The following is a 19,833-nucleotide window of genomic DNA, read 5'->3' as shown; positions in this document are numbered from 1 at the left end:
TTTTTGGCATCCGGCGCTTGAAGGATAAACGCCAAAAGCTATTTATTGAATAGCAAGGGGGCTTTGGCAATGCAATCCTTGCATTGAAGGCCCGGTTTATTTGAGCGACAGCACCCAGTTGGCCAAGGTCTTGGCTTCTGCTTCGCTCACCTGAGTGTTGGCGGGCATGGGTACGGGGCCCCAGACGCCGGAGCTGCCTTTCATGATCTTCTGCGCCAGCATGTCGGCTGCACCTGCCTGTCCGCCAAACTTCTTGGCTACGTCCTTGAAGGCCGGGCCAACCACCTTTTTATCCACCGAGTGACAGGCCATGCAGTTCTTGGACTGGGCCAGCGCCTGATCTGCCCACGCAGGGGCACTGGCGCTCAGGGCCAGTGCCGTGGCAATCAGAATACGTTTCATCGTGCAATCTCCTTGGTATGGGGTACATTTCATTCTAATGCTCCCAGCGCTGGAGCATGCCCGCTGTGGGCAATTGCACACGTAGGAGGGATTGCAATGTATTTTTTGATTCTGGGAGTCATACTTCTGTTGCTGAAGTACCTGGAAGTCGGCCCGGTGGCTGCCTGGTCGTGGACTGTGGTGCTGGCGCCTTTTGCCTTGACTGTTCTGTGGTGGGCCTGGGCCGACTGGTCTGGTTATACCAAGCGCAAGGAGATGGAGAAGGAAGACCAGAGAAAGGTCAACCGCATTGCCAAGGCCAAGGAAGCCATGGGGCAGGGGCCCCGCCGCCGCTAGGCCCATTTCGCCATACATTTTCACCATGTGGAACCGCCTTCGGGCGGTTTTTTGTTACATATCGCTTGGCAGGGCGTGTGTTTTGGGGCGGGCGTTCGAGCAACCCGAGCGTCATACAGATACTCGGTAGTGCGCCATAATCTCAGAAACAGCACTGGCGCGCACTCAAGAGGTTCACGCCGACTTGCTCCGCTGGCTGCGGGCCTATCGCCGCAGGCAGCTCCTCGCAAGACAGGCCTATTCTCACTGTTCATCTGTTTTCCCGAGTACCACGATGCCCGCATACCGTTCCAAAACCTCTACCGCCGGCCGCAATATGGCTGGCGCCCGCTCGCTGTGGCGCGCCACCGGCATGAAGGATGGCGACTTCTCCAAGCCCATCATCGCCGTCGTCAATTCGTTCACCCAGTTCGTTCCCGGCCATGTGCACCTGAAGGATCTGGGCCAGCTCGTGGCCCGCGAGATCGAGGCTGCAGGCGGCGTTGCCAAGGAGTTCAACACCATTGCCGTGGATGACGGCATTGCCATGGGGCACGACGGCATGCTGTATTCGCTGCCCAGCCGCGAAGTCATCGCCGATTCGGTCGAATACATGGTCAACGCCCACTGTGCCGATGCCATGGTGTGCATCTCCAACTGCGACAAGATCACCCCTGGCATGCTGATGGCCGCCATGCGCCTGAACATTCCGGTCGTGTTCGTCTCCGGCGGCCCCATGGAGGCGGGCAAGGTGCGTCTGGCAGTGCCTGCTGCAGACGGCAGCAAGACGATCCAGATCAAGAAGCTCGACCTGGTCGATGCCATGGTGATGGCAGCGGACAGCAACGTGAGCGACGCGGATGTGGCCGAAGTCGAGCGCTCGGCTTGCCCCACCTGCGGCTCCTGCTCCGGCATGTTCACCGCCAATTCCATGAACTGCCTGGCCGAAGCCCTCGGCCTGGCATTGCCCGGCAACGGCACGGTGGTGGCAACCCACTCCGACCGGGAGCAGCTCTTCAAGCGCGCAGGTCGTCTGGCGGTGGAACTGTGCCAGCGCTACTACGAGCAGGAAGACGAGACCGTGCTGCCGCGCTCGGTGGGTTTCAAGGCATTCGAGAACGCCATGACGCTGGACATCGCAATGGGGGGCTCGACCAATACCATCCTGCACCTGCTGGCGATTGCGCAGGAGGCGGGTATCGATTTCACGATGACTGACATCGACCGCATGTCGCGTACCGTGCCGCAGCTGTGCAAGGTGGCGCCCAATACCAACAAATACCACATCGAAGACGTGCATCGCGCAGGGGGCATCATGGCCATCCTCGGCGAGCTCGATCGTGCCGGCAAGTTGCACACCGATGTACCCACGGTGCATGCCAAGACCATGAAGGATGCCCTGGATCAGTGGGACATCGTTCGCACGCAGGACGAAGCTGTGCGGACCTTCTACATGGCAGGCCCCGCAGGCATTCCCACGCAGGTGGCCTTCAGCCAGAGCACGCGCTGGCCAAGCCTGGATCTGGACCGCGCCGAGGGCTGCATCCGCTCGTACGACCATGCCTTCTCCAAAGAAGGGGGGCTGGCTGTGCTGCGTGGCAATATCGCGCTGGATGGCTGCGTGGTGAAGACCGCAGGTGTCGACGAATCCATTCTGGTGTTCGAGGGTTCGGCGCACGTCGTCGAGTCGCAGGACGAGGCCGTCGAGAACATCCTGAGCGACAAGGTCAAGGCAGGCGATGTGGTGGTTGTGCGCTATGAAGGCCCCAAGGGCGGCCCTGGCATGCAGGAGATGCTCTACCCCACCAGCTACATCAAGTCCAAGGGCCTGGGCAAAGCCTGCGCGCTGCTGACCGATGGCCGCTTCTCAGGCGGCACCTCGGGCCTGTCCATCGGTCACTGCTCGCCAGAAGCAGCAGCTGGCGGCGCCATCGGCCTGGTGCAGAACGGCGACAAGATCCGCATCGACATTCCCAACCGCACCATCAATGTGCTGGTGAGCGATGAAGAGCTGGCCAAGCGCCGTGAAGCACAGAATGCGCTGGGCTGGAAACCTGCCAAGCCGCGTCCTCGCCAGGTGTCAACCGCCCTCAAGGCCTACGCCAAGCTGGTCACGTCTGCAGACAAGGGAGCCGTGCGCGATATCTCGCTGCTGGACTGAGAGCCCCTTCGCTCCCGATGAAAAGCCGCCCCGGGCACAGGCCTGGGGCGGCTTTTATACATCAGTACATCTGCGTGATTCTGGCGGCCTGGAGACTTAGGCAGTTTTGGTACAAGCCTGCCAGCCGTGCGCCTGTCGCCCTGTTACCAATGCAGGCAGATCTTGCCAAAGTGTTGTGCGCTGATCTGGTGGGCAAAGGCGTCAGCCATCTGCGCCAGTGGGTAGCTGCTGTCGATCACAGGGCGCAGAGGTAGGTGGTCCAGTGCGCGCACGAGATCCTGCTGGTGCTCTCGGCTGCCGACGATCAGGCCTTGTAGGGTTTGCTGCTTGCACATCAGCTCCACGGTGGGCACATCGCCGGCAAAGCCCGTCAGCACGCCTATCAGCGCGATATGGCCGCCCGGTGCGCAGGCTCGGATGGACTGCGGCAAGGTGCCGGGGCCACCCACTTCGACCACAATGTCCGCGCCGCGACCGCCAGTGGCGGCGAGCACGGCATCGCCCCATTGGGGTTGATCGCGGTAGTTGATGACTTCATGGGCACCCAAGGCGCGCAGGCGCTCTGCCTTGGCGGCGCTGGAGGTGGTTGCAATCACCCGCGCACCCATGGCATGGGCCAGTTGCAGTGCAAAAATCGACACCCCGCCGGTGCCCAGTACCAGCACGGTTTGACCAGCTTCGAGGCGGCCATCCACCACCAGGGCGCGCCAGGCGGTGAGGCCTGCCGTGGTCAGCGTTGCAGCCTCTTCATGCGTATAGCCTTTGGGTGCATGGGTAAAGGCGGTGGCAGCCATGGTGACTTGTTCGCGTGCAAACCCGTCCACGCCATCACCAGGCACGGTGACAAAGGTCGATGGCACCTGCTTGCCCGATTGCCACAGCGGAAAAAAGCAGGAAACCACCGCATCGCCCACGGCAAATTCTGACACCCCTTCGCCCACGGCGGTAACGACGCCTGCGCCATCGGCCATGGGAATGCGGCCATCGGCAGTGGGAGAGCGTCCGGCGACGATGGCCAAGTCGTGGTAATTGAGTGAGCTGGCGTGCAGGCGTACCTGAATCTCTCCGGCGCGAGGCGCCGCAGGAGCGGGCAGATCGACCAGTTGCAGGCGATCAAGGCCACCAGGGGCCGCAAGTTGCATGGCTTTCATGGAATTCCTCTTTGTCAGTTTGGATAGCTGGGGCTGCACAACACAGCCGCCCGGCCATCATGCAAGCCATGGCCTCACAATGCCAGAACCAACATATTTGTGGTCTAGTATTAAAAATGTAAGTAATGCATGTCCATTGACTTGCAGCTAGTATCGGGCGATTACGATGCAACAGAGTGGAGCAGTGATGAAACGGTTGAACAGCAAAAGCGGTTGCGCAGTAGAGGTAACGCTCTCTGTCATGGGGGGCACCTGGAAGCCTATTGTGCTGTTTCACCTGCTGCATGGCACCAAGCGCTTCAGTGAACTCGCGCGCGCCATCCCCAACGTCACGCAGCGCATGCTCACCTTGCAACTGCGCGAGCTGGAAGAGGCTGGCATCGTGGCACGTACCGTATACGCTGAAGTGCCCCCGCGCGTGGACTATGCGCTGACCGACATGGGGCGCAGCCTGGAGCCTGTGTTGACCGCCATGCGCGACTGGGGCCTGGGCTATTCCCAGACCCAGGGGGAAGAGCAGGAGCGATTGCAGGTGCAGAGCGTGCAGGCGCGTTGCGTGGCTTGAGATGTCCTGAAAAACGGCGTTGGTACTTTCTTATGGACACCATGAGCTATTAAAAATATAGCAAATGATGGGAAATCGCCGCAGGCCGGTTTGGCGATAATGCCCGCGTTGCATGCCTCCACCGGAGCTTTTTTCCATGATGTTCCGCTTTTCCCCTCTCTCCCCGGCCCGGCGCCAGCTCCTTTGCCGTACTGTCCTGCTGTCCCTTCTGGCGGGAGGATTCACCAGCGGCGCACTGGCGCAGGACAAATCCGCCTATCCGCGCCAGCCCATCAAACTGGTGGTGCCGTTTGCGCCCGGCGGGTCAACGGACATCGTGGCCCGCCTTATCGCCGACGCCATGCATGGCCCGCTGGGGCAGCCCGTGGTAGTAGAAAACAAGGCAGGCGCTGCCGGCCTGATTGGTGCAGAAGCTGTGGCGCGCGCGCAGCCCGACGGCTACACCATTGGCGTGGGAACCATCAGTACCTTGGCCGTCAACACCGTGGTGCTGAAAAGCGCCCGCCATGATCCGCTGCGCGACTTTGCACCCATCACCACACTGGCCCAGATTCCTTCCGTGTTCTCCACCCATCCGAGCCTGGGTGTGGGCGATCTGCAGGGTTTCATCACCACCATGCGCGCCCGGCCGGATCACTACACGATAGGTTCTGCCGGGGTGGGCTCCATCGGTCACTTGATTGCAGAGTCGATGAATGCAGAGTTGGGCATTCACATGCGCCACATCCCCTACAAGGGCCAAGGGCCGGTGGTGAACAGTGCCCTGGCAGGCGAGACGCAGGTGCTGAGTGACCAATACCCGTCTTCCAGCAGCCTGGTGCAATCGGGCAGGCTCGTGCCCTTTGCAGTGGCGGCACCGCAGCGTCTGCCGGCCCTGCCGCAGGTGCCTACGCTGGCAGAAGCTGGCTACCCCGCACTCAATCGGCTGGCCATCACCTGGTTTGGCCTGGTGGCACCTGCGGGCACTCCGCAAAGCGTGGTCGAGACGCTGAACCAGGCCGCGCGTGATGCCTTGAAAACCCCCGCGGTGCGCGAGCGCCTCGCGCAGCTCGGCGTGCAGCCGCTTGGGGGAACGCCTGCACAATTTGCCCGCTTGATTGCCCAGACGCGCAGCCAGGTGGAGCAATTGGTGGAGCAGCGCAGGATTCCGATGGAGTGACCGCGCGGCATCTGTGCCAGGCCCGTTCATGAAGATTTGGTAATGTAGGTACAAACCCCTGGTCATTTGCCTCATCGCGGCCTACAATCCGCGCCGAACCAGTTGAAAAGGAGTTGTCCTGTGGACGTACCAAGTTGTTGGCCAGCCGCCAACGCACCACAGGCAAGGTAACCGCAAACGCCTCAGCTTTGCGCGCTGCCTTGCCAATCAGGCGGGCAGCCTGCGAATCCCTGTAGCTACCCCTGTGTAGCGCACAGGTTTCGCTTGCTCCCATTGAAGAAAACACGATCCAGCAACAGGCAGGGCGCAGCGTTGCCGTGCGCTGGACAGGGGAGCGAACCATGCAAAAACGCACGTTGTTGCGCGCTTGCCGTCGTCTTTTTGCGCCGCAGCCCATCAGGCTCGCGCAGCGACTGCGTCTTGTGCGCCTGCCGCGCGGCGCGGCGCGCCCTGGGCATCGCGGTATCTGCCGCAAGCCGCTGCATGCGCTGGCAGCGGCGCTGGATCCTTTCAGTACGCCATCCCGTTCCCGGATCGGACATTGATGACGGGCGCGGCAGGGCCATAGCGTCTTGCCAACCGTCGCCAACGCAGGGGCTTTGTCCTCGCTTGCCCCGCTGATCTGGGAATGGAATCACCCCTTCTCTTCGCGCGCCCCGTGCGGCTGCATGCCGCTTGCTTGCGCGCTTCATGACTGAGCTTGCCTTGGGCGCGGCTGCGCCTTGCCTGGCATCAAAACGCTTGAAGGAGGGTGGCCATGTTGACCACACTGAAAAATGGATTCGTGAACTTTCTGCGCTCGCGCCACTGGGCAGAGCACTTCCGCCGCATTCCCATGCTCGATCAACTGGCCAAGGCGCCAGCCGATCTGCGCGTGCCTGCTGCTTTGGGCGACCGCCTGCGCAGCGCCGCTCTCGCGGCTGAGGCGGAACTGCTGCAGGGCCTGAACAGCGCGGCTGATGGGCTGGATGCGGCCCAGGTGGATGCCGCGCGTGCCGAGGCGGGCTGGAACACCATCGCGCAGGACAAGCCCATGTCGGCGGGCGAGCACCTGTGGCTGTGCTTTCGCACGCCGTTCAATATTCTGCTGACCTTGCTCGCCGTCGTGTCCTGGGTGACGGACGATTTCAAAGGCACGGTCGTCATCGGCAGCATGGTATTGCTCTCCACGGTGCTGCGCTTTTGGCAGGAAGGCCGGGCCAACAAGGCGGCGGCCTCGCTACAGGCCATGGTGTCCAACACGGCGACTGTGCTGCGCCGCAGGGTATTGGATGAGGGCGAGCCCTCCGATCTGCGCCCAACAGGCTTTCCCACCGTGCCTGCCTCTTTGGAGCTGCCAGTGCGCGAGCTGGTGCCGGGGGACATCATCAAACTCTCTGCGGGCGATATGGTACCCGCCGATTGCCGCCTGCTGCAGGCCAAGGATCTGTTTCTGGCCCAGTCGGCGATGACGGGTGAATCAATGCCGGTGGAAAAATTCGCTCAGCTGCAAGGCGCAGATCAGAGCAACCCCGTGGATCTGGACAACATCGTCTTCATGGGCACGAACGTGGTCTCGGGCGCGGGTACGGCGCTGGTGGTGGCCACGGGCAACATCACCTATCTGGGAGCGCTGGCAGGGCGCGCCACGGCAATGGACCGAGCGCCAACCGCGTTTCAGACTGGTGTCAACAAGGTCAGCTGGGTGCTGATCCGTTTCATGCTCGTGATGGTGCCGCTGGTGTTTGCCATCAACGGCTTCACCAAGGGCGACTGGACCGAGGCGCTGTTGTTTGCGCTGTCGGTGGCGGTAGGCCTTACGCCCGAGATGCTGCCAATGATCGTGACCGCCACGCTCGCCAAGGGCGCGGTGTTTCTGTCGCGCAAGCAGGTCATCGTCAAACGGCTGGACGCCATCCAGAACTTCGGCGCCATGGATGTGCTGTGCACCGACAAGACCGGAACGCTGACGCAAGACAAGATTTTTCTGGCTCGCCATCTGGACGCCTGGGGCGATGAGTCGCACCACGTGCTGGACATGGCCTACCTCAACAGCTACTACCAGACCGGCCTGAAAAACCTGCTGGACGTTGCCGTGCTGGAGCACGCCGAGTTGCTGGAGGTGGTGCGCAACTATGCCAAGGTGGACGAGATTCCCTTCGACTTTGTGCGCCGACGCATGTCGGTGGTGGTGAGCGACGGTGGCGGCCATCACATTCTCATCACCAAGGGGGCGGTAGATGAAATCCTGCAGGTGTGCACCTCGGTGCATGCGGCGGGCGCGGTGATGCCACTTGATGACAGCCTGCGCAGCCGCATTGTGGCTGTGACGGAGGAGTTGAACAACCAGGGCCTGCGTGTGGTGGCCGTGGCCACGCGAGAAAGCGCCGCCAGCCAGCAAAGCTATGGTGTAGCCGACGAGGCAGGCATGGAGCTGTGCGGCTTTGTCGCCTTCATCGATCCACCCAAGGAGAGTACGGCTCCGGCCTTGCAGGCGTTGACGCAGCATGGTGTGCACATCAAGGTGCTGACGGGCGACAATGCGGCCGTCACGGCCAAGGTCTGCAAGGAAGTGGGTATCACCGAACAGGCCATGATGCTGGGCGGCGATGTGGAGCGCATGGATGACGCAGAGCTGGCCCGGGCCGTAGAGACCCACAACATTTTTGCCAAGCTGAGCCCGGCCCACAAGGAGCGCATCGTGCGCATGCTCAAGGCCAATGGCCATGTGGTGGGGTTTCTGGGGGATGGCATCAACGACGCGGCAGCGCTGCGTGCGGCCGACATCGGCATCTCGGTCGATACGGCCGTGGATGTGGCCAAGGAGGCGGCCGACATCATTCTTCTGGAGAAGAGCCTGATGGTGCTGGAGCAGGGCGTGCAGGAGGGCAGGCGCACCTTTGCCAACATGCTCAAGTACATCAAGATGACGGCAAGCTCCAACTTCGGCAATGTGTTCTCGGTACTGGTGGCCAGCGCCTTCATTCCGTTCCTGCCCATGCTGCCGCTGCAGCTGCTGGTGCAGAACCTGGTGTATGACCTGTCGCAGACCGCCATTCCCTTCGACCATGTGGATGAAGAGCTGATTGCCCGCCCACAGCGCTGGAACCCTGCGGACATTGGCCGCTTCATGGTGTTCTTTGGCCCCATCAGCTCGGTGTTTGACATCCTGACCTTTGTGCTGATGTGGAAGGTGTTCGATGCCAATACGCCAGAGAAGCAGACCCTGTTCCAGTCGGGCTGGTTTGTTGTGGGGTTGCTCACCCAGTCGCTGATCGTGCACATGATCCGCACGGCACGCATTCCCTTCATCCAGAGCCGCGCGGCATGGCCGGTGATTCTGATGACGCTGGCCGTGATGGCTATCGGCATTTTCCTGCCCATGGGGCCGCTGGCGTCGCACTTCAAGCTGGAGGCACTGCCTGGCTCGTACTTTGTGTATCTGGTGCTGATCGTGCTGGGCTATATGGGTCTCACGCAGGTCATGAAGAAATGGTATATCCGTCGCTTTGGCTGGCAATGAGGGCCATGTGCCGCTTCTGGCTGCAACGACGGTGAAGACAAGAGGGGATCACGACAATGGAAGCTTTGAAGTTCATGCAGCTCGATTCGCTGCTCAATACCTTGCTCAGCCTGGTCACAGCCTTTGTGCTGGGCACCTTGATCGGTCTGGAGCGCCAGTACCGCCAGCGCACGGCGGGGCTGCGTACCAATGTGCTGGTGGCCGTGGGCGCTGCGATTTTTGTCGACAGTGCCAATACCATTGCCGGAGCCGACGGCGCCGTGCGGGTGATGGCCTATGTGGTGTCAGGGATCGGCTTTCTGGGCGCCGGCGTCATCATGCGTGAAGAAGGCAATGTGCGCGGGCTGAACACCGCCGCCACCTTGTGGGGGTCGGCTGCAGTGGGCGCTGCCGCAGGTGCCGATCTGATCGTGCAGGCCGTGATGGGCACGGTCATGGTGCTGGCGGCCAACACCTTGCTGCGCCCGCTGGTCAATGCCATCAACCGCAAGCCGCTGGATGTGGTGTCCACCGAGGTGACGAATGCCGTCTTTGTGGTGGCCGAGCGGCTGCACCAGCGGCTGGCCTTGGCCATGCTGCAGGATGTGCTGGAGCGCGGCGGCTATCCACCCGGCGACATCGACATCAAACCCTTTGGCGATGAAGAAGTGGTGATTGAGGCAACGCTGGCGGCGCAATCCGTTCATGGGGACGAGATGGATGCGCTGGTGCAGCAACTGGCTGTCAAACCGGGTGTGCGTCAGGCCTTCTGGAGTCCGAGTACCAGAGACTGACGCAGGGGCGATGGCGGCCTGCCAAAAAGAGGTGATGCAGGTTTGCCGATCAGGCCTCAAACGCAAAGCCCACGCCGTACACGGAGCGAATGCACTCAGCCTCGTCGCCCAACACCGCCCGCAGCTTCTTGCGCAGGTTCTTGATGTGGCTGTCGATGGCGCGGTCGCTCACTTCCAGCGCATCGGCATAGGCCAGATCCAGCAATTGGCTGCGTGGGTAGATCTTGCCGGGGTGGCGGTGCAGGATGGACAGCAGCGTGTACTCGCGCCGCGTCAGGCCCAGATCCTGGCCGCGCCAACTGGCCTGGCAGGTGGCGTCATCCAGTCGCCATTCTGAAGCGGCTGCGCTGCTTGCCGTGGCTTCCCCAACCTGATTGCGGCGCAGCACCACCTTGACCCGGGCGACCAGTTCGCGCGGCGAAAACGGCTTGCAGATGTAGTCGTCGGCCCCCATTTCCAGCCCAATGAGCCGGTCCACCTCTTCCACCTTGGCGGTGAGGCAGATGACCGGGCATAGCTGGCGCGCGCGGCATTCGCGCAGGATTGTGAGGCCGTCGGTGCCCGGCAGCATCAAATCGAGGATGGCAAGCGCCGGAGGGCGTGCAATGGCGGCTGCCAGGGCTTGCGAGCCATCGGCAAAGTGCTCGACCTCATATCCCGCATGGTGCAAGTAATCGGTCACGACCGAGGCGATGTCAGCCTCGTCTTCAGCATACAGAATGCGGGGTTTGGCGGTGTTCATGGGGTTGGGTCTATCAATGGCAGGATCACGGTCATGCGCAGGCCGCCCAGTGCGGATGCACTTGCACGCAACTGGCCACCATGGGCCTGCACAATGCTTTTGCAGATGGCCAGGCCCAGGCCTGAGCCACCACTGGCGCGGCTGCGCGAGGCTTCCACGCGGTAAAACCGCTCAAAGATGCGAGGCTGGTCTGCAGGGGCAACGCCAGGGGCACTGTCGTCGATATGCAGCTCGACCCAGCGCTGCCGCGGGCTGCCTGCGGCTGCCGCGTCGTGCACGCTGGCGCTGATGGCCACTGTGCCGGGTGCATCGGTGTAGCGCAGATTGTTCTCAAAAATATTGCCCAGCACCTGATGCAGTTGCGCTGCATTGCCGTGTACCCAGGCAGCCGGCAGGCTGTGCGCCAGGGTGGCCGCTGGCGGCAAGGCGATCTGGGCTTGCACAAAGCGCATCTGCACGGCATCCACCGCTTCGGCGACCAGAGCCCGCAGATCCAGCGCCATCGCAGATGCCGCACGCGGCGCGGTCAGCTGCAAGGCGGGAGCGTCTTGCGGGGCCTGTACCGCGAGTGTCGTGGGGATGGTCGCGCGCATGTCGGCCACCAGCTGGGTCAGGCGCATGATCTGTCGGTGCAGGCGCTCGGCGGTGTTCGCGTCAAACTGGCGGATACCATCCTGTATGGCCTCGATCTCGGCGCGCACGGCAGCCAAGGGGGTGCGCAACTCGTGCGCCACCTGGGTCAGCCATTCGTTCTGCTGGGCCTGGGCTTCATGCAACTGGGCGGCCATGTGGTTGAAGCGGCGGGCCAACTGGCCCAGTTCATCACTGCCTTCGGCGGCAATGCGGTAGTCAAGCTGGCCTTGCGCAAAGGCATGGGCGCCTTTGGAGAGGGCTTCGATGGGCCGGATCCAGCGGCGGCTCAGCCACCAGGACAGAGCGCCCGCCACCACCAGCCCCAATCCGGCCGCAATGGCCAGAAATACCAGGTGCTCCTTCAAAAATGCGCTGTCGATCTGGTTCTTCAGGTCGGCGGGGGGGCCCAGGGTCAATGTGCCGATCAACTGGTGCTTGCCATCAAACAGCGGGTTGGTGGCGCTGGCAGCCTGCGGAGCAACACCGGCAATCAACTGGCCTTTGGCATCGAGCAGGCCCAGGCGCTCGTGCAAGGGGTGGCGTTCAATGGGCCTCAGATCGGGTGTGCGCAGAGGTCCGATGGTGGCTCCCCTGGGCTTGCTCTCGTCGGACGGAGGGGCCACCGGTATGGCGGCCTGGGCGCCGAACCGGGTAAGGGCATTCCAGCGCTCGGCGCTCAGGCCCGACCAGCTTTGCTCCTTGGCATATTCACGCCTGAGCTGGCTTTCCAGGTATTCCAGCCGCCCCAGCTCGATCTGTGCAACGTAAGGCGCCAGGCCACGTTGCAGACTCCAGTACGAAAAGCCTGCAAAGCCCAGCAGCAGACCGAGCAGCAGCAGGACCATGGCAAGCAGGACGCGGGTTTGGAGACGGTTCAAATGCAAGTAGGAAAAGTGGCGGGTTAAAGTAAAACGGGCAGACGCAATGCCTGCCCGGCTATTCTCTTACACAGTGCGTGGTGTGTGCAGGAGTGTCGCAGGGGAGGCCCTTGGAACCTGTTGATGCGATCCAGCGCGGTTACGTGCAGATCGTAAACACATTCTCAGGGGCCGATAGAGGCAGTGCGCATGGCAACCAGCTGGTTGCCGGCTTTGCGGCAGATGGCTTTGGCTGTTTTGCCATTACCCACCGGCAAATCCACTTTGTCGCCTTCCTTCTTGCCCTTGCAAGCCTCAATGGCTTCCTGGGGCGTGGCAGCTTTGGCGGCGGTGGTTGCTGCATGGGCATTGTTGGACAGCGTGCCCAGCAGCAGGGCTCCTGTCATGGCGGCACCCGACAGCAGCAGGCAACTCATCTCGATGGCTTTCATGCACATTCCCTTTCATCAAAAAGATGGCTCTGCGGGAAAACAAAACAATCTGCAAGAGCAGAAGAACTGGAGTGTGTTTTGCACCTGGCTGCAGAGCCAATGGATGTACTTTAGAAGCCAAATGAGGAGGAAATTGGAGAGTGTCTGAGGAGCTTGTGACAAAGCGCAATCGTGCGGCAGGCCCTGCACTGGTGCGCCTTGCAAGCCGGTGGTGCGATGCGCTGCCCGGTACGGCTGCGCAAAGTTATGCAAAGCGGGGGGGGGGAAGTGCTGTGCCTCAGGCTGGGTGCAGATGCGACGCGGGTGTCTGACCATCACCATCATCGGCGCTCTGCTTGCGCGCGGCAATGCGCTGAGCCACGCGATCTGGGGCTGTGAGGCGCCCCTGCTCAAAGGCCACGATATGCCAGCCCGCACATACCTGCAGCAGCTCGCCCGGCTGAAGCAGGAAGTCGGCCCGCGAAGGCTTGCCAAAGGCTTCGTTGCCGACAGCAAAGGTTTCGTACAGCAGCAGGCCGCCAGGAGCCACACTGTTCAAAATGTGCGGCCACAGCGGTCGCCACAGATAGTTGGTCACCACCACCGCGTCAAACCGCTGATGGGACAGTGGCCATGGGCCATTTTCGATATCGGCAACGATCCATTCACCTTGGGTTTCACGGCGCAGGCCATCGATGGCTGCTGCGTCGCGGTCCATGCCCGTCACCTGCAGCCCAAGCGATTGCAGGAGGCGCGCATGGCGGCCAGTGCCGCAGGCCACATCAAGCACCGTGCCGCCGCGAGGAATCAGTGGGGCAAAGCGGGTAATCCAGGCGGAGGGAGGGCTGCCAGAGTGCATTTGCTATTAAAAATGGAGCTTGTTGCGCATGATGGGCGGGCTCACAATGCTGTTTTTCAAGCCACTAGAAGCAGGCCCACACATGGTCTGCCATCCGCACCATGAATTCGGGCTGCGTGTACAGCATGAATACGGCAGCCAGCACCACAGCGGCAAGCGTCCAGCCACCTGCCCGCAGCCACAAACGGCGGCGCGGTGCTGGTGGGGTTGCAGGGGTGGTCATGGTGCAGAGTGTACGCGCTGCGGTATTTATGCGATGGCCGTGCTGCGTTGTACCGGGCTTTCCTTGACAGGCAGGTTCACGAGGCCCGCGAATATGCCCAGCGCAATGGCCACGTACCACACCGCGTCATAGCTGCCCGTGTGGTCGTACAGATAACCGCCGAGCCAGATGCCCAGGAAGCTGCCGATCTGGTGGCTGAAGAACACGAATCCCGACAGCATGGACAGGTGCTGTACGCCAAACACCTGGGCGATCACGCCATTGGTGAGCGGTACGGTCGACAGCCACAAAAAGCCCATCACCGCTGCAAACACGTATACCGACCAGGGCGACAGCGGCACCAGCAAGAAGATGACGATGGCCACTGCACGGATGAAATAGATGCCAGAGAGCAGGTAGCGTTTTGCCATGCGCTGGCCCAGCGAACCTGCGAGGTAGGTGCCAAAGATGTTGAAGAGACCGATCAACGCCAGTGAGTAGCTGGCCACATGCGGTGGCAGGCCGAAATCCTTCAGGTAGCTGGGCATGTGCACGCCGATGAACATGACCTGGAAGCCGCAGACGAAATAGCCCGCAGTCAGCAGCAGAAAGCTGGGGTTTTTAAAAGCCTCAGCCACCGCCTGTGCAATGGTTTGCTGGTGGCCGTTGGCCGAAGCCTTCTTGATGGCATGAAAATTGGGCTCGCGCAGCGCAAGCGCGAGCGGAACGATGACCAGCACCAGCAGCGCGCACACCACCAGCGCGTTGTGCCAGCCCAGGCTGGCAATCAACTGGCCTTCAACTGGCACCATGAAGAACTGGCCGAACGAGCCTGCGGCGGCGGCCACGCCCATGGCCCAGGAGCGCTTCTCTGGCGGTATCTGCCGCCCGATCACCCCGTAGATCACCGCGTAGGTCGTTCCGGTCTGCGCCATGCCAATCAACAGACCTGCCGTCAGCGCAAACAGCACGGTGTTGGGTGCCCAGGCCATGCCTGCCAGGCCCAGCGCATACAGCAAGGCCCCTGCCACCAGTACCTTGGTGGCGCCAAAACGGTCGGCCAGCATGCCGGTGAAGATGCCGATCAAGCCCCAACTGAGGTTCTGCACGGCCAGCGCAAAGGCGAAGGACTCGCGCGTCCAGCCCATCTCCTGCGTGATGGGTTGCAGCCACAGGCCAAAACCGTGGCGAATACCCATCGACAAGGTGACCACGGCACCGCCGCACAGCAGGACGCGGGCGATGGACAAATGTTGTGCGTTGTTGTGTTGCATATGCATATGCCTATCTCGTAATGACGGAATTGTTAACTGCAACGCAGCAAACCAGCTGTCACCCGTATATTGACCGGCCATGTTTCAGGCCCATTTGGGAGCCCGGGAAGGTTTTCGCACGCCCTGGAGCCAATCGTTAACAACTTCTACCTGTTTATTCATACAGCTATCTACAATGGCAGCCGCTAGAATGGAAAGTTATGGCAAGCAAAAACACGTCTACCAGTGAATACGCAGAAGGCTCGATACGCGTCCTCAAAGGACTGGAGCCGGTCAAGCAGCGCCCGGGCATGTATACCCGCACCGACAACCCGCTGCACATCATTCAGGAGGTGATCGACAACGCCGCCGACGAGGCCCTGGCCGGATTCGGCAAGAAAATCCGCGTCTACCTGCACACGGACGCTTCCATTAGTGTGGAAGACGATGGTCGCGGCATTCCGTTTGGCCTGCATCCGGAAGAGCACGCCCCCGTGGTCGAGCTGGTGTTTACCCGCCTGCACGCAGGCGGCAAGTTCGACAAGGGGCAGGGCGGCGCCTACAGCTTCTCGGGCGGTCTGCACGGCGTGGGCGTTTCGGTCACCAATGCACTGGCCACGCGCCTGGAAGTGACGGTGCACCGCGATGGCTCTGTGGCCACCATGGCGTTTGCCGGGGGGGATGTGGTCGAGCCGCTGAAGGTGCGGGCGCTCACCAGCGGTGACCGCAAGCAGGGCACCACTGTTCGCGTCTGGCCGGATGCCAAGTATTTTGAATCCAGTAACCTCCCCATGGGTGAGCTGGTGCATCTGCTGCGCAGCAAGGCCGTGCTGATGCCCGGCGTGAGCGTGCAGCTCACCAACGACAAGACCCGCGACACGCAGACCTGGCAGTACAAGGGTGGCCTCAAGGACTACCTGCTGCAGACCCTGCCGGTCGACCCGGTCATTCCGGTATTTGAAGGCGAAGGTTTTGCCGGCAAGCATGACGACAATTTTGCCGAGGGTGAGGGCGCCTCGTGGTGCGTGGCATTCACCGAAGAAGGCCAGCCGGTGCGTGAGAGTTACGTCAACCTGATCCCCACCAGCGCAGGCGGCACGCACGAAAGCGGCCTGCGTGACGGTCTGTTCCAGGCGGTCAAGAGCTTCATCGAGCTGCATTCGCTGCTGCCCAAGGGCGTCAAGCTGATGCCCGAAGACGTGTTTGCCCGCGCCAACTATGTGCTGTCGGCCAAAGTGCTGGATCCGCAGTTCCAGGGCCAGATCAAGGAGCGTCTCAACTCGCGCGATGCCGTACGCTTGGTATCGGGCATGGTGCGGCCAGCCCTTGAGCTGTGGCTGCACGAAAACGTGGAATACGGCAAGAAACTGGCTGAAATCGCCATCAAGGCCGCACAGACCCGCCAGCGTGCGGGCCAGAAGGTCGAAAAGCGCAAGGGCAGCGGCGTGGCCGTGCTACCCGGAAAGCTGACCGATTGCGAAAGCCGTGACATCGCCTACAACGAGGTGTTCCTGGTTGAGGGCGATTCGGCGGGCGGCAGCGCCAAGATGGGCCGTGACAAGGAAACGCAGGCAGTGCTGCCGCTGCGCGGCAAGGTGCTCAACACCTGGGAGGTGGACCGCGACCTGCTGTTCAAGAACACCGAAGTGCATGACATCGCCGTTGCCATTGGTGTGGACCCGCACGGCCCCAATGACGAGGTCGACCTGAGCGGTCTGCGCTACGGCAAGATCTGCATTCTCTCGGATGCAGACGTGGACGGCTCGCACATCCAGGTGCTGCTGCTGACGCTGTTCTTCAGGCACTTCCCCAAGCTCATCGACGCAGGCCATGTCTGTGTGGCACGGCCGCCGCTCTTCCGTGTGGATATTCCCGCGCGCGGCAAAAAACCGGCGGCCAAGCTGTATGCGCTCGATGAGGCTGAGCTCAAGGGTATCTTCGACAAGGCCGCCAAGGACGGTGTGGCGCGCGAGAAGTGCAAGGTCAGCCGCTTCAAGGGCCTGGGCGAGATGAATGCCGAGCAATTGTGGGATACCACCCTCAACCCCGACACCCGCCGCCTGCAGCCGGTGATGCTGACGCACTCCGACCTGCAGCAGACGCAGCAGGTGATGGGCCAGCTGATGGGCAAGGGCGAAGCCGCCGCGCGGCGCGATCTGATGGAGATCCACGGCAACGATGTGGAGATCGACGTCTGATTCCATACCTCAACCATCCGATGACTTTGTCGGCCTCGCTCGTCGTGCTACGGCACTGCCTTCGCTTTGCCTTCGCGTACTCGAATGGGGGAGAAACGGAATAAGGCAGCCACTACCGCCTTAGCACCACACGGCGCCGCATAAATAGATAAAACCATTGCTGGCGCCCGTCTATCAAGCGCAGAAAGCTATCAAATATGAGTGAACAAACCGGTTTGGATCTGTTGTCCAACACATCGCCGGATGACGGCGGCAGTCTTGATCTGGGTAACTACGCCCAGCGTGCCTACCTGGAATACGCGCTCTCGGTCGTCAAGGGCCGTGCGTTGCCCGATGTGTGCGACGGCCAGAAACCCGTGCAGCGCCGCATTCTCTACACCATGGCGCGCATGGGCTTGGGGTTTTCGGGGGCCAATGCTGCGCACGGCGCCGCTCCCGCGAAGAGCGCGCGCGTGGTGGGCGACACCATGGGCAAATACCACCCGCACGGCGACTCGGCCATCTACGACGCCATGGTGCGCATGGCGCAGGATTTTTCCCAGCGCTACCCGCTGGTCGATGGGCAGGGCAACTTCGGCAGCCGTGACGGCGACGGCGCTGCCGCCATGCGTTACACCGAAGCGCGTCTGGCCAAGATCACCACCTTGCTGCTCGACGAGATCGACATGGGTACCGTCGATTTCGTGCCCAATTACGACGGCAAAGAGGAAGAGCCCGCCCAGCTGCCCGCACGCCTGCCCTTTGCGCTGTTGAATGGCGCCAGCGGCATTGCCGTGGGCCTGGCGACCGAAATCCCCAGCCACAACCTGCGTGAAGTGGCCGATGCCTGCGTGGCGCTGATCAAGAAGCCCGCAATGACGGACGCCGATCTGCATGCCATCGTTCCTGGGCCCGATTACCCGGGCGGCGGCCAGATCATCAGCAGCGACAAGGACATTGCCGATGCCTACCGCACCGGTCGTGGCTCGATCAAGGTGCGCGCGCGCTGGACGATCGAAGAGCTGGCGCGCGGCCAGTGGCAACTGGTGGTGAACGAGCTGCCGCCCGGCGTCTCGTCGCAGAAGGTGCTTGAAGAGATCGAGGACCTGACCAACCCCAAGATCAAGACTGGCAAGAAAGCGCTGACGCAGGACCAGACCCAGCTCAAGGCCACGGTGCTGTCGGTACTTGATGGCGTGCGCGACGAGTCGAGCAAGGATGCGGCCGTGCGTCTGGTGTTCGAGCCCAAGACCGGCAAGACGCCGCAGTCCGAGCTGATCACCTGCCTGCTGGCGCACACCAGCCTGGAGACCTCGTCGTCGATCAACCTGACGATGATCGGCATTGATGGCAAGCCTACGCAGAAATCGCTGCGCCAGATGCTGGAAGAGTGGATCGAGTTCCGCCAGACCACCATCACCCGCCGCTCGCAGCACCGCCTCACCAAGGTGCTGGACCGCATCCACATCCTCGAAGGCCGCCAGCTCATTCTGCTGAACATCGACGAGGTGATTGCCATCATCCGCGCCAGCGACGAGCCCAAGGCTGCGCTGATGGCGCGCTTTGACCTGACGGAGCGCCAGGCAGATGACATTCTGGAAATCCGCCTGCGCCAACTGGCGCGCCTGGAGGCGATCAAGATCGAGCAGGAGCTCAAGGAATTGCGCGAAGAGCAGGGCAAGCTCGAAGACATTCTGGCCAATCCCGCTTCGCTCAAGCGCCTGATGGTCAAGGAAATCGAAAGCGACGCCAAGCAGTTTGCCGATGCGCGCCGCACCTTGATCCAGGAAGAGAAAAAAGCGGTTGCCGAAGTCAAGGTGGTGGATGAGCCCGTCACCGTTGTGGTGTCCGAAAAAGGCTGGGTGCGTGCACGAACCGGCCATGGCCACGAGACCGGCAGCTTCAGCTTCAAGTCGGGCGACAGCCTGTACGGCACCTTTGAATGCCGCACGGTCGACCAGCTGCTGGTGTTTGGTAGCAATGGCCGCGTCTACTCGATCGCCGTGGCGGCGCTGCCGGGCGGGCGGGGCGATGGCCAGCCGGTGACCACGATGATGGAACTGGAAGCGGGCACCCAGATCCTCTACTACTTTGCCGGGCCGCTGCCCGCCAGTCTGCTGCTGGCCTCCAGCGGCGGTTATGGCTTTACCGCGCAGGTCGAGAACATGGTTTCGCGCCAGAAGGGCGGCAAGGCCTTCGTCACGCTGGCTGATGGCGATACGCTGTGCCGCCCATCGCTCGTGTCGGGCACCAGCGGCAGCGTGGAACTGCCCGATGCTACCCATGTGGTCTGTGCCTCGGTGGGTGGTCGCATCCTCACATTCGACATTGCCGAGCTGAACCAGATGGCCAACGGTGGCAAAGGCCTCAAGCTGATCGATCTGGAGGGCAATGACCGCCTGGCGGGCGCTGCCGCCTACACGCGCAGCATTCGCATCGAAGGCATTGGGCGGGGCGGCAAGGCGCGCGAGGAAACGCTGGAAATCCGCAGCCTCAACAACGCCAAATCCAGTCGCGCGAAGAAGGGCAAGGCAGCCGACCTGGGCTTCAAGCCGAACGCGGTGTTCCGCGTGGAGTGACCGACGGGGTCGATACGGGCCCTGCCATATTCAAAAAAGAGAGCTGGCTACGCGTTCCTATCAATGATTCCG

At 62.0% G+C, this 19,833-nt stretch carries 17 protein-coding genes; 9 read left to right on the top strand and 8 right to left on the bottom strand.

The window, feature by feature from the left end:
* Positions 1-96 precede the first annotated feature (96 nt).
* Positions 97-402, bottom strand: coding sequence for a c-type cytochrome (locus HNP33_RS05265; protein ID WP_184706018.1), 306 nt, complete (start codon positions 400-402; stop codon positions 97-99).
* A gap of 96 nt (positions 403-498) precedes the next feature.
* Here HNP33_RS05265 and HNP33_RS05260 point away from each other — a divergent pair, with 96 nt between their 5' ends.
* Positions 499-738 (top strand): TIGR04438 family Trp-rich protein, encoded by a 240-nt coding sequence (locus HNP33_RS05260; RefSeq protein ID WP_184706016.1) that lies wholly within the window; start codon positions 499-501, stop codon positions 736-738.
* Positions 739-1,012: 274 nt separating this feature from the next.
* Complete coding sequence (ilvD, locus tag HNP33_RS05255) at positions 1,013-2,878, top strand: dihydroxy-acid dehydratase (protein ID WP_184706014.1); 1,866 nt, start codon at positions 1,013-1,015, stop codon at positions 2,876-2,878.
* 143 nt (positions 2,879-3,021) lie between these two features.
* On the opposite strand, the gene HNP33_RS05250 is transcribed toward ilvD, so the two are convergent.
* Positions 3,022-4,029 carry a zinc-dependent alcohol dehydrogenase family protein gene (locus tag HNP33_RS05250; protein WP_184706012.1) on the bottom strand — a complete coding sequence of 336 codons (1,008 nt, stop codon included), beginning with the start codon at positions 4,027-4,029 and terminating at the stop codon, positions 3,022-3,024.
* Positions 4,030-4,216: 187 nt separating this feature from the next.
* Here HNP33_RS05250 and HNP33_RS05245 point away from each other — a divergent pair, with 187 nt between their 5' ends.
* From HNP33_RS05245 to HNP33_RS05225, 5 genes are all read left to right on the top strand, one after another.
* Complete coding sequence (locus HNP33_RS05245; RefSeq protein ID WP_184706010.1) at positions 4,217-4,594, top strand: winged helix-turn-helix transcriptional regulator; 378 nt, start codon at positions 4,217-4,219, stop codon at positions 4,592-4,594.
* Between the two features lie 136 nt (positions 4,595-4,730).
* Positions 4,731-5,753 (top strand): Bug family tripartite tricarboxylate transporter substrate binding protein, encoded by a 1,023-nt coding sequence (locus HNP33_RS05240; RefSeq protein WP_233464396.1) that lies wholly within the window; start codon positions 4,731-4,733, stop codon positions 5,751-5,753.
* A 341-nt stretch (positions 5,754-6,094) separates the two neighbouring features.
* Positions 6,095-6,298 (top strand): hypothetical protein, encoded by a 204-nt coding sequence (locus HNP33_RS05235; RefSeq protein WP_184706008.1) that lies wholly within the window; start codon positions 6,095-6,097, stop codon positions 6,296-6,298.
* 212 nt (positions 6,299-6,510) lie between these two features.
* Positions 6,511-9,255 (top strand): magnesium-translocating P-type ATPase, encoded by a 2,745-nt coding sequence (gene mgtA / locus HNP33_RS05230; RefSeq protein WP_184706006.1) that lies wholly within the window; start codon positions 6,511-6,513, stop codon positions 9,253-9,255.
* Positions 9,256-9,311: 56 nt separating this feature from the next.
* A complete protein-coding gene (locus HNP33_RS05225) occupies positions 9,312-10,028 on the top strand; it encodes an MgtC/SapB family protein (protein ID WP_184706004.1) in 717 nt (238 codons plus the stop codon).
* 49 nt (positions 10,029-10,077) lie between these two features.
* Here the strand turns inward: HNP33_RS05225 and HNP33_RS05220 are convergent, their stop codons facing one another.
* The 6 genes from HNP33_RS05220 to HNP33_RS05195 form a co-directional block, all read right to left on the bottom strand.
* Positions 10,078-10,770 carry a response regulator gene (locus tag HNP33_RS05220; protein WP_184706002.1) on the bottom strand — a complete coding sequence of 231 codons (693 nt, stop codon included), beginning with the start codon at positions 10,768-10,770 and terminating at the stop codon, positions 10,078-10,080.
* Positions 10,767-12,281: an ATP-binding protein gene (locus tag HNP33_RS05215; protein WP_233464395.1), complete on the bottom strand. Its 1,515-nt coding sequence runs from the start codon at positions 12,279-12,281 to the stop codon at positions 10,767-10,769. Before HNP33_RS05215 ends, HNP33_RS05220 begins: the two co-directional genes overlap by 4 nt.
* Before the next feature lie 164 nt (positions 12,282-12,445).
* Positions 12,446-12,712 (bottom strand): hypothetical protein, encoded by a 267-nt coding sequence (locus tag HNP33_RS05210; protein WP_184706000.1) that lies wholly within the window; start codon positions 12,710-12,712, stop codon positions 12,446-12,448.
* 277 nt (positions 12,713-12,989) lie between these two features.
* Entirely contained in the window at positions 12,990-13,550 is a 561-nt protein-coding gene (locus HNP33_RS05205; protein WP_184705998.1) for a class I SAM-dependent methyltransferase, read from the bottom strand.
* A gap of 64 nt (positions 13,551-13,614) precedes the next feature.
* Complete coding sequence (locus tag HNP33_RS05200) at positions 13,615-13,773, bottom strand: hypothetical protein (protein WP_184706104.1); 159 nt, start codon at positions 13,771-13,773, stop codon at positions 13,615-13,617.
* A 26-nt stretch (positions 13,774-13,799) separates the two neighbouring features.
* On the bottom strand, positions 13,800-15,026 hold the full coding sequence (locus tag HNP33_RS05195) for an MFS transporter (RefSeq protein ID WP_184705996.1): 1,227 nt from the start codon (positions 15,024-15,026) through the stop codon (positions 13,800-13,802).
* Positions 15,027-15,226: 200 nt separating this feature from the next.
* Between HNP33_RS05195 and HNP33_RS05190 the strand changes: the two genes are divergently transcribed.
* On the top strand, positions 15,227-17,203 hold the full coding sequence (locus tag HNP33_RS05190) for a DNA topoisomerase IV subunit B (protein ID WP_184705994.1): 1,977 nt from the start codon (positions 15,227-15,229) through the stop codon (positions 17,201-17,203).
* Between the two features lie 197 nt (positions 17,204-17,400).
* Positions 17,401-19,761 (top strand): DNA topoisomerase IV subunit A, encoded by a 2,361-nt coding sequence (parC, locus tag HNP33_RS05185; protein WP_184705992.1) that lies wholly within the window; start codon positions 17,401-17,403, stop codon positions 19,759-19,761.
* The last annotated feature ends 72 nt before the right edge of the window (positions 19,762-19,833 follow it).

The organism is Comamonas odontotermitis (genome assembly GCF_014207855.1).
GTDB lineage: Bacteria > Pseudomonadota > Gammaproteobacteria > Burkholderiales > Burkholderiaceae_C > Comamonas > Comamonas odontotermitis_A.
The sequence above is the reverse complement of the archived record's forward strand: the minus strand, read 5'-3'. Positions and strand labels throughout refer to the sequence as shown.

Coding starts and splice junctions, on each gene's coding strand:
- HNP33_RS05235 (WP_184706008.1), top strand. CDS start 6,095: ATGCAAAAACGCACGTTGTTGCGCGCTTGCCGTCGTCTTTTTGCGCCG.
- HNP33_RS05205 (WP_184705998.1), bottom strand. CDS start 13,550: ATGCACTCTGGCAGCCCTCCCTCCGCCTGGATTACCCGCTTTGCCCCA.
- HNP33_RS05200 (WP_184706104.1), bottom strand. CDS start 13,773: ATGACCACCCCTGCAACCCCACCAGCACCGCGCCGCCGTTTGTGGCTG.
- HNP33_RS05190 (WP_184705994.1), top strand. CDS start 15,227: ATGGCAAGCAAAAACACGTCTACCAGTGAATACGCAGAAGGCTCGATA.
- HNP33_RS05195 (WP_184705996.1), bottom strand. CDS start 15,026: ATGCAACACAACAACGCACAACATTTGTCCATCGCCCGCGTCCTGCTG.
- HNP33_RS05245 (WP_184706010.1), top strand. CDS start 4,217: ATGAAACGGTTGAACAGCAAAAGCGGTTGCGCAGTAGAGGTAACGCTC.
- ilvD (WP_184706014.1), top strand. CDS start 1,013: ATGCCCGCATACCGTTCCAAAACCTCTACCGCCGGCCGCAATATGGCT.
- parC (WP_184705992.1), top strand. CDS start 17,401: ATGAGTGAACAAACCGGTTTGGATCTGTTGTCCAACACATCGCCGGAT.
- HNP33_RS05210 (WP_184706000.1), bottom strand. CDS start 12,712: ATGAAAGCCATCGAGATGAGTTGCCTGCTGCTGTCGGGTGCCGCCATG.
- HNP33_RS05265 (WP_184706018.1), bottom strand. CDS start 402: ATGAAACGTATTCTGATTGCCACGGCACTGGCCCTGAGCGCCAGTGCC.
- HNP33_RS05240 (WP_233464396.1), top strand. CDS start 4,731: ATGATGTTCCGCTTTTCCCCTCTCTCCCCGGCCCGGCGCCAGCTCCTT.
- HNP33_RS05220 (WP_184706002.1), bottom strand. CDS start 10,770: ATGAACACCGCCAAACCCCGCATTCTGTATGCTGAAGACGAGGCTGAC.
- HNP33_RS05260 (WP_184706016.1), top strand. CDS start 499: ATGTATTTTTTGATTCTGGGAGTCATACTTCTGTTGCTGAAGTACCTG.
- HNP33_RS05225 (WP_184706004.1), top strand. CDS start 9,312: ATGGAAGCTTTGAAGTTCATGCAGCTCGATTCGCTGCTCAATACCTTG.
- HNP33_RS05250 (WP_184706012.1), bottom strand. CDS start 4,029: ATGAAAGCCATGCAACTTGCGGCCCCTGGTGGCCTTGATCGCCTGCAA.
- mgtA (WP_184706006.1), top strand. CDS start 6,511: ATGTTGACCACACTGAAAAATGGATTCGTGAACTTTCTGCGCTCGCGC.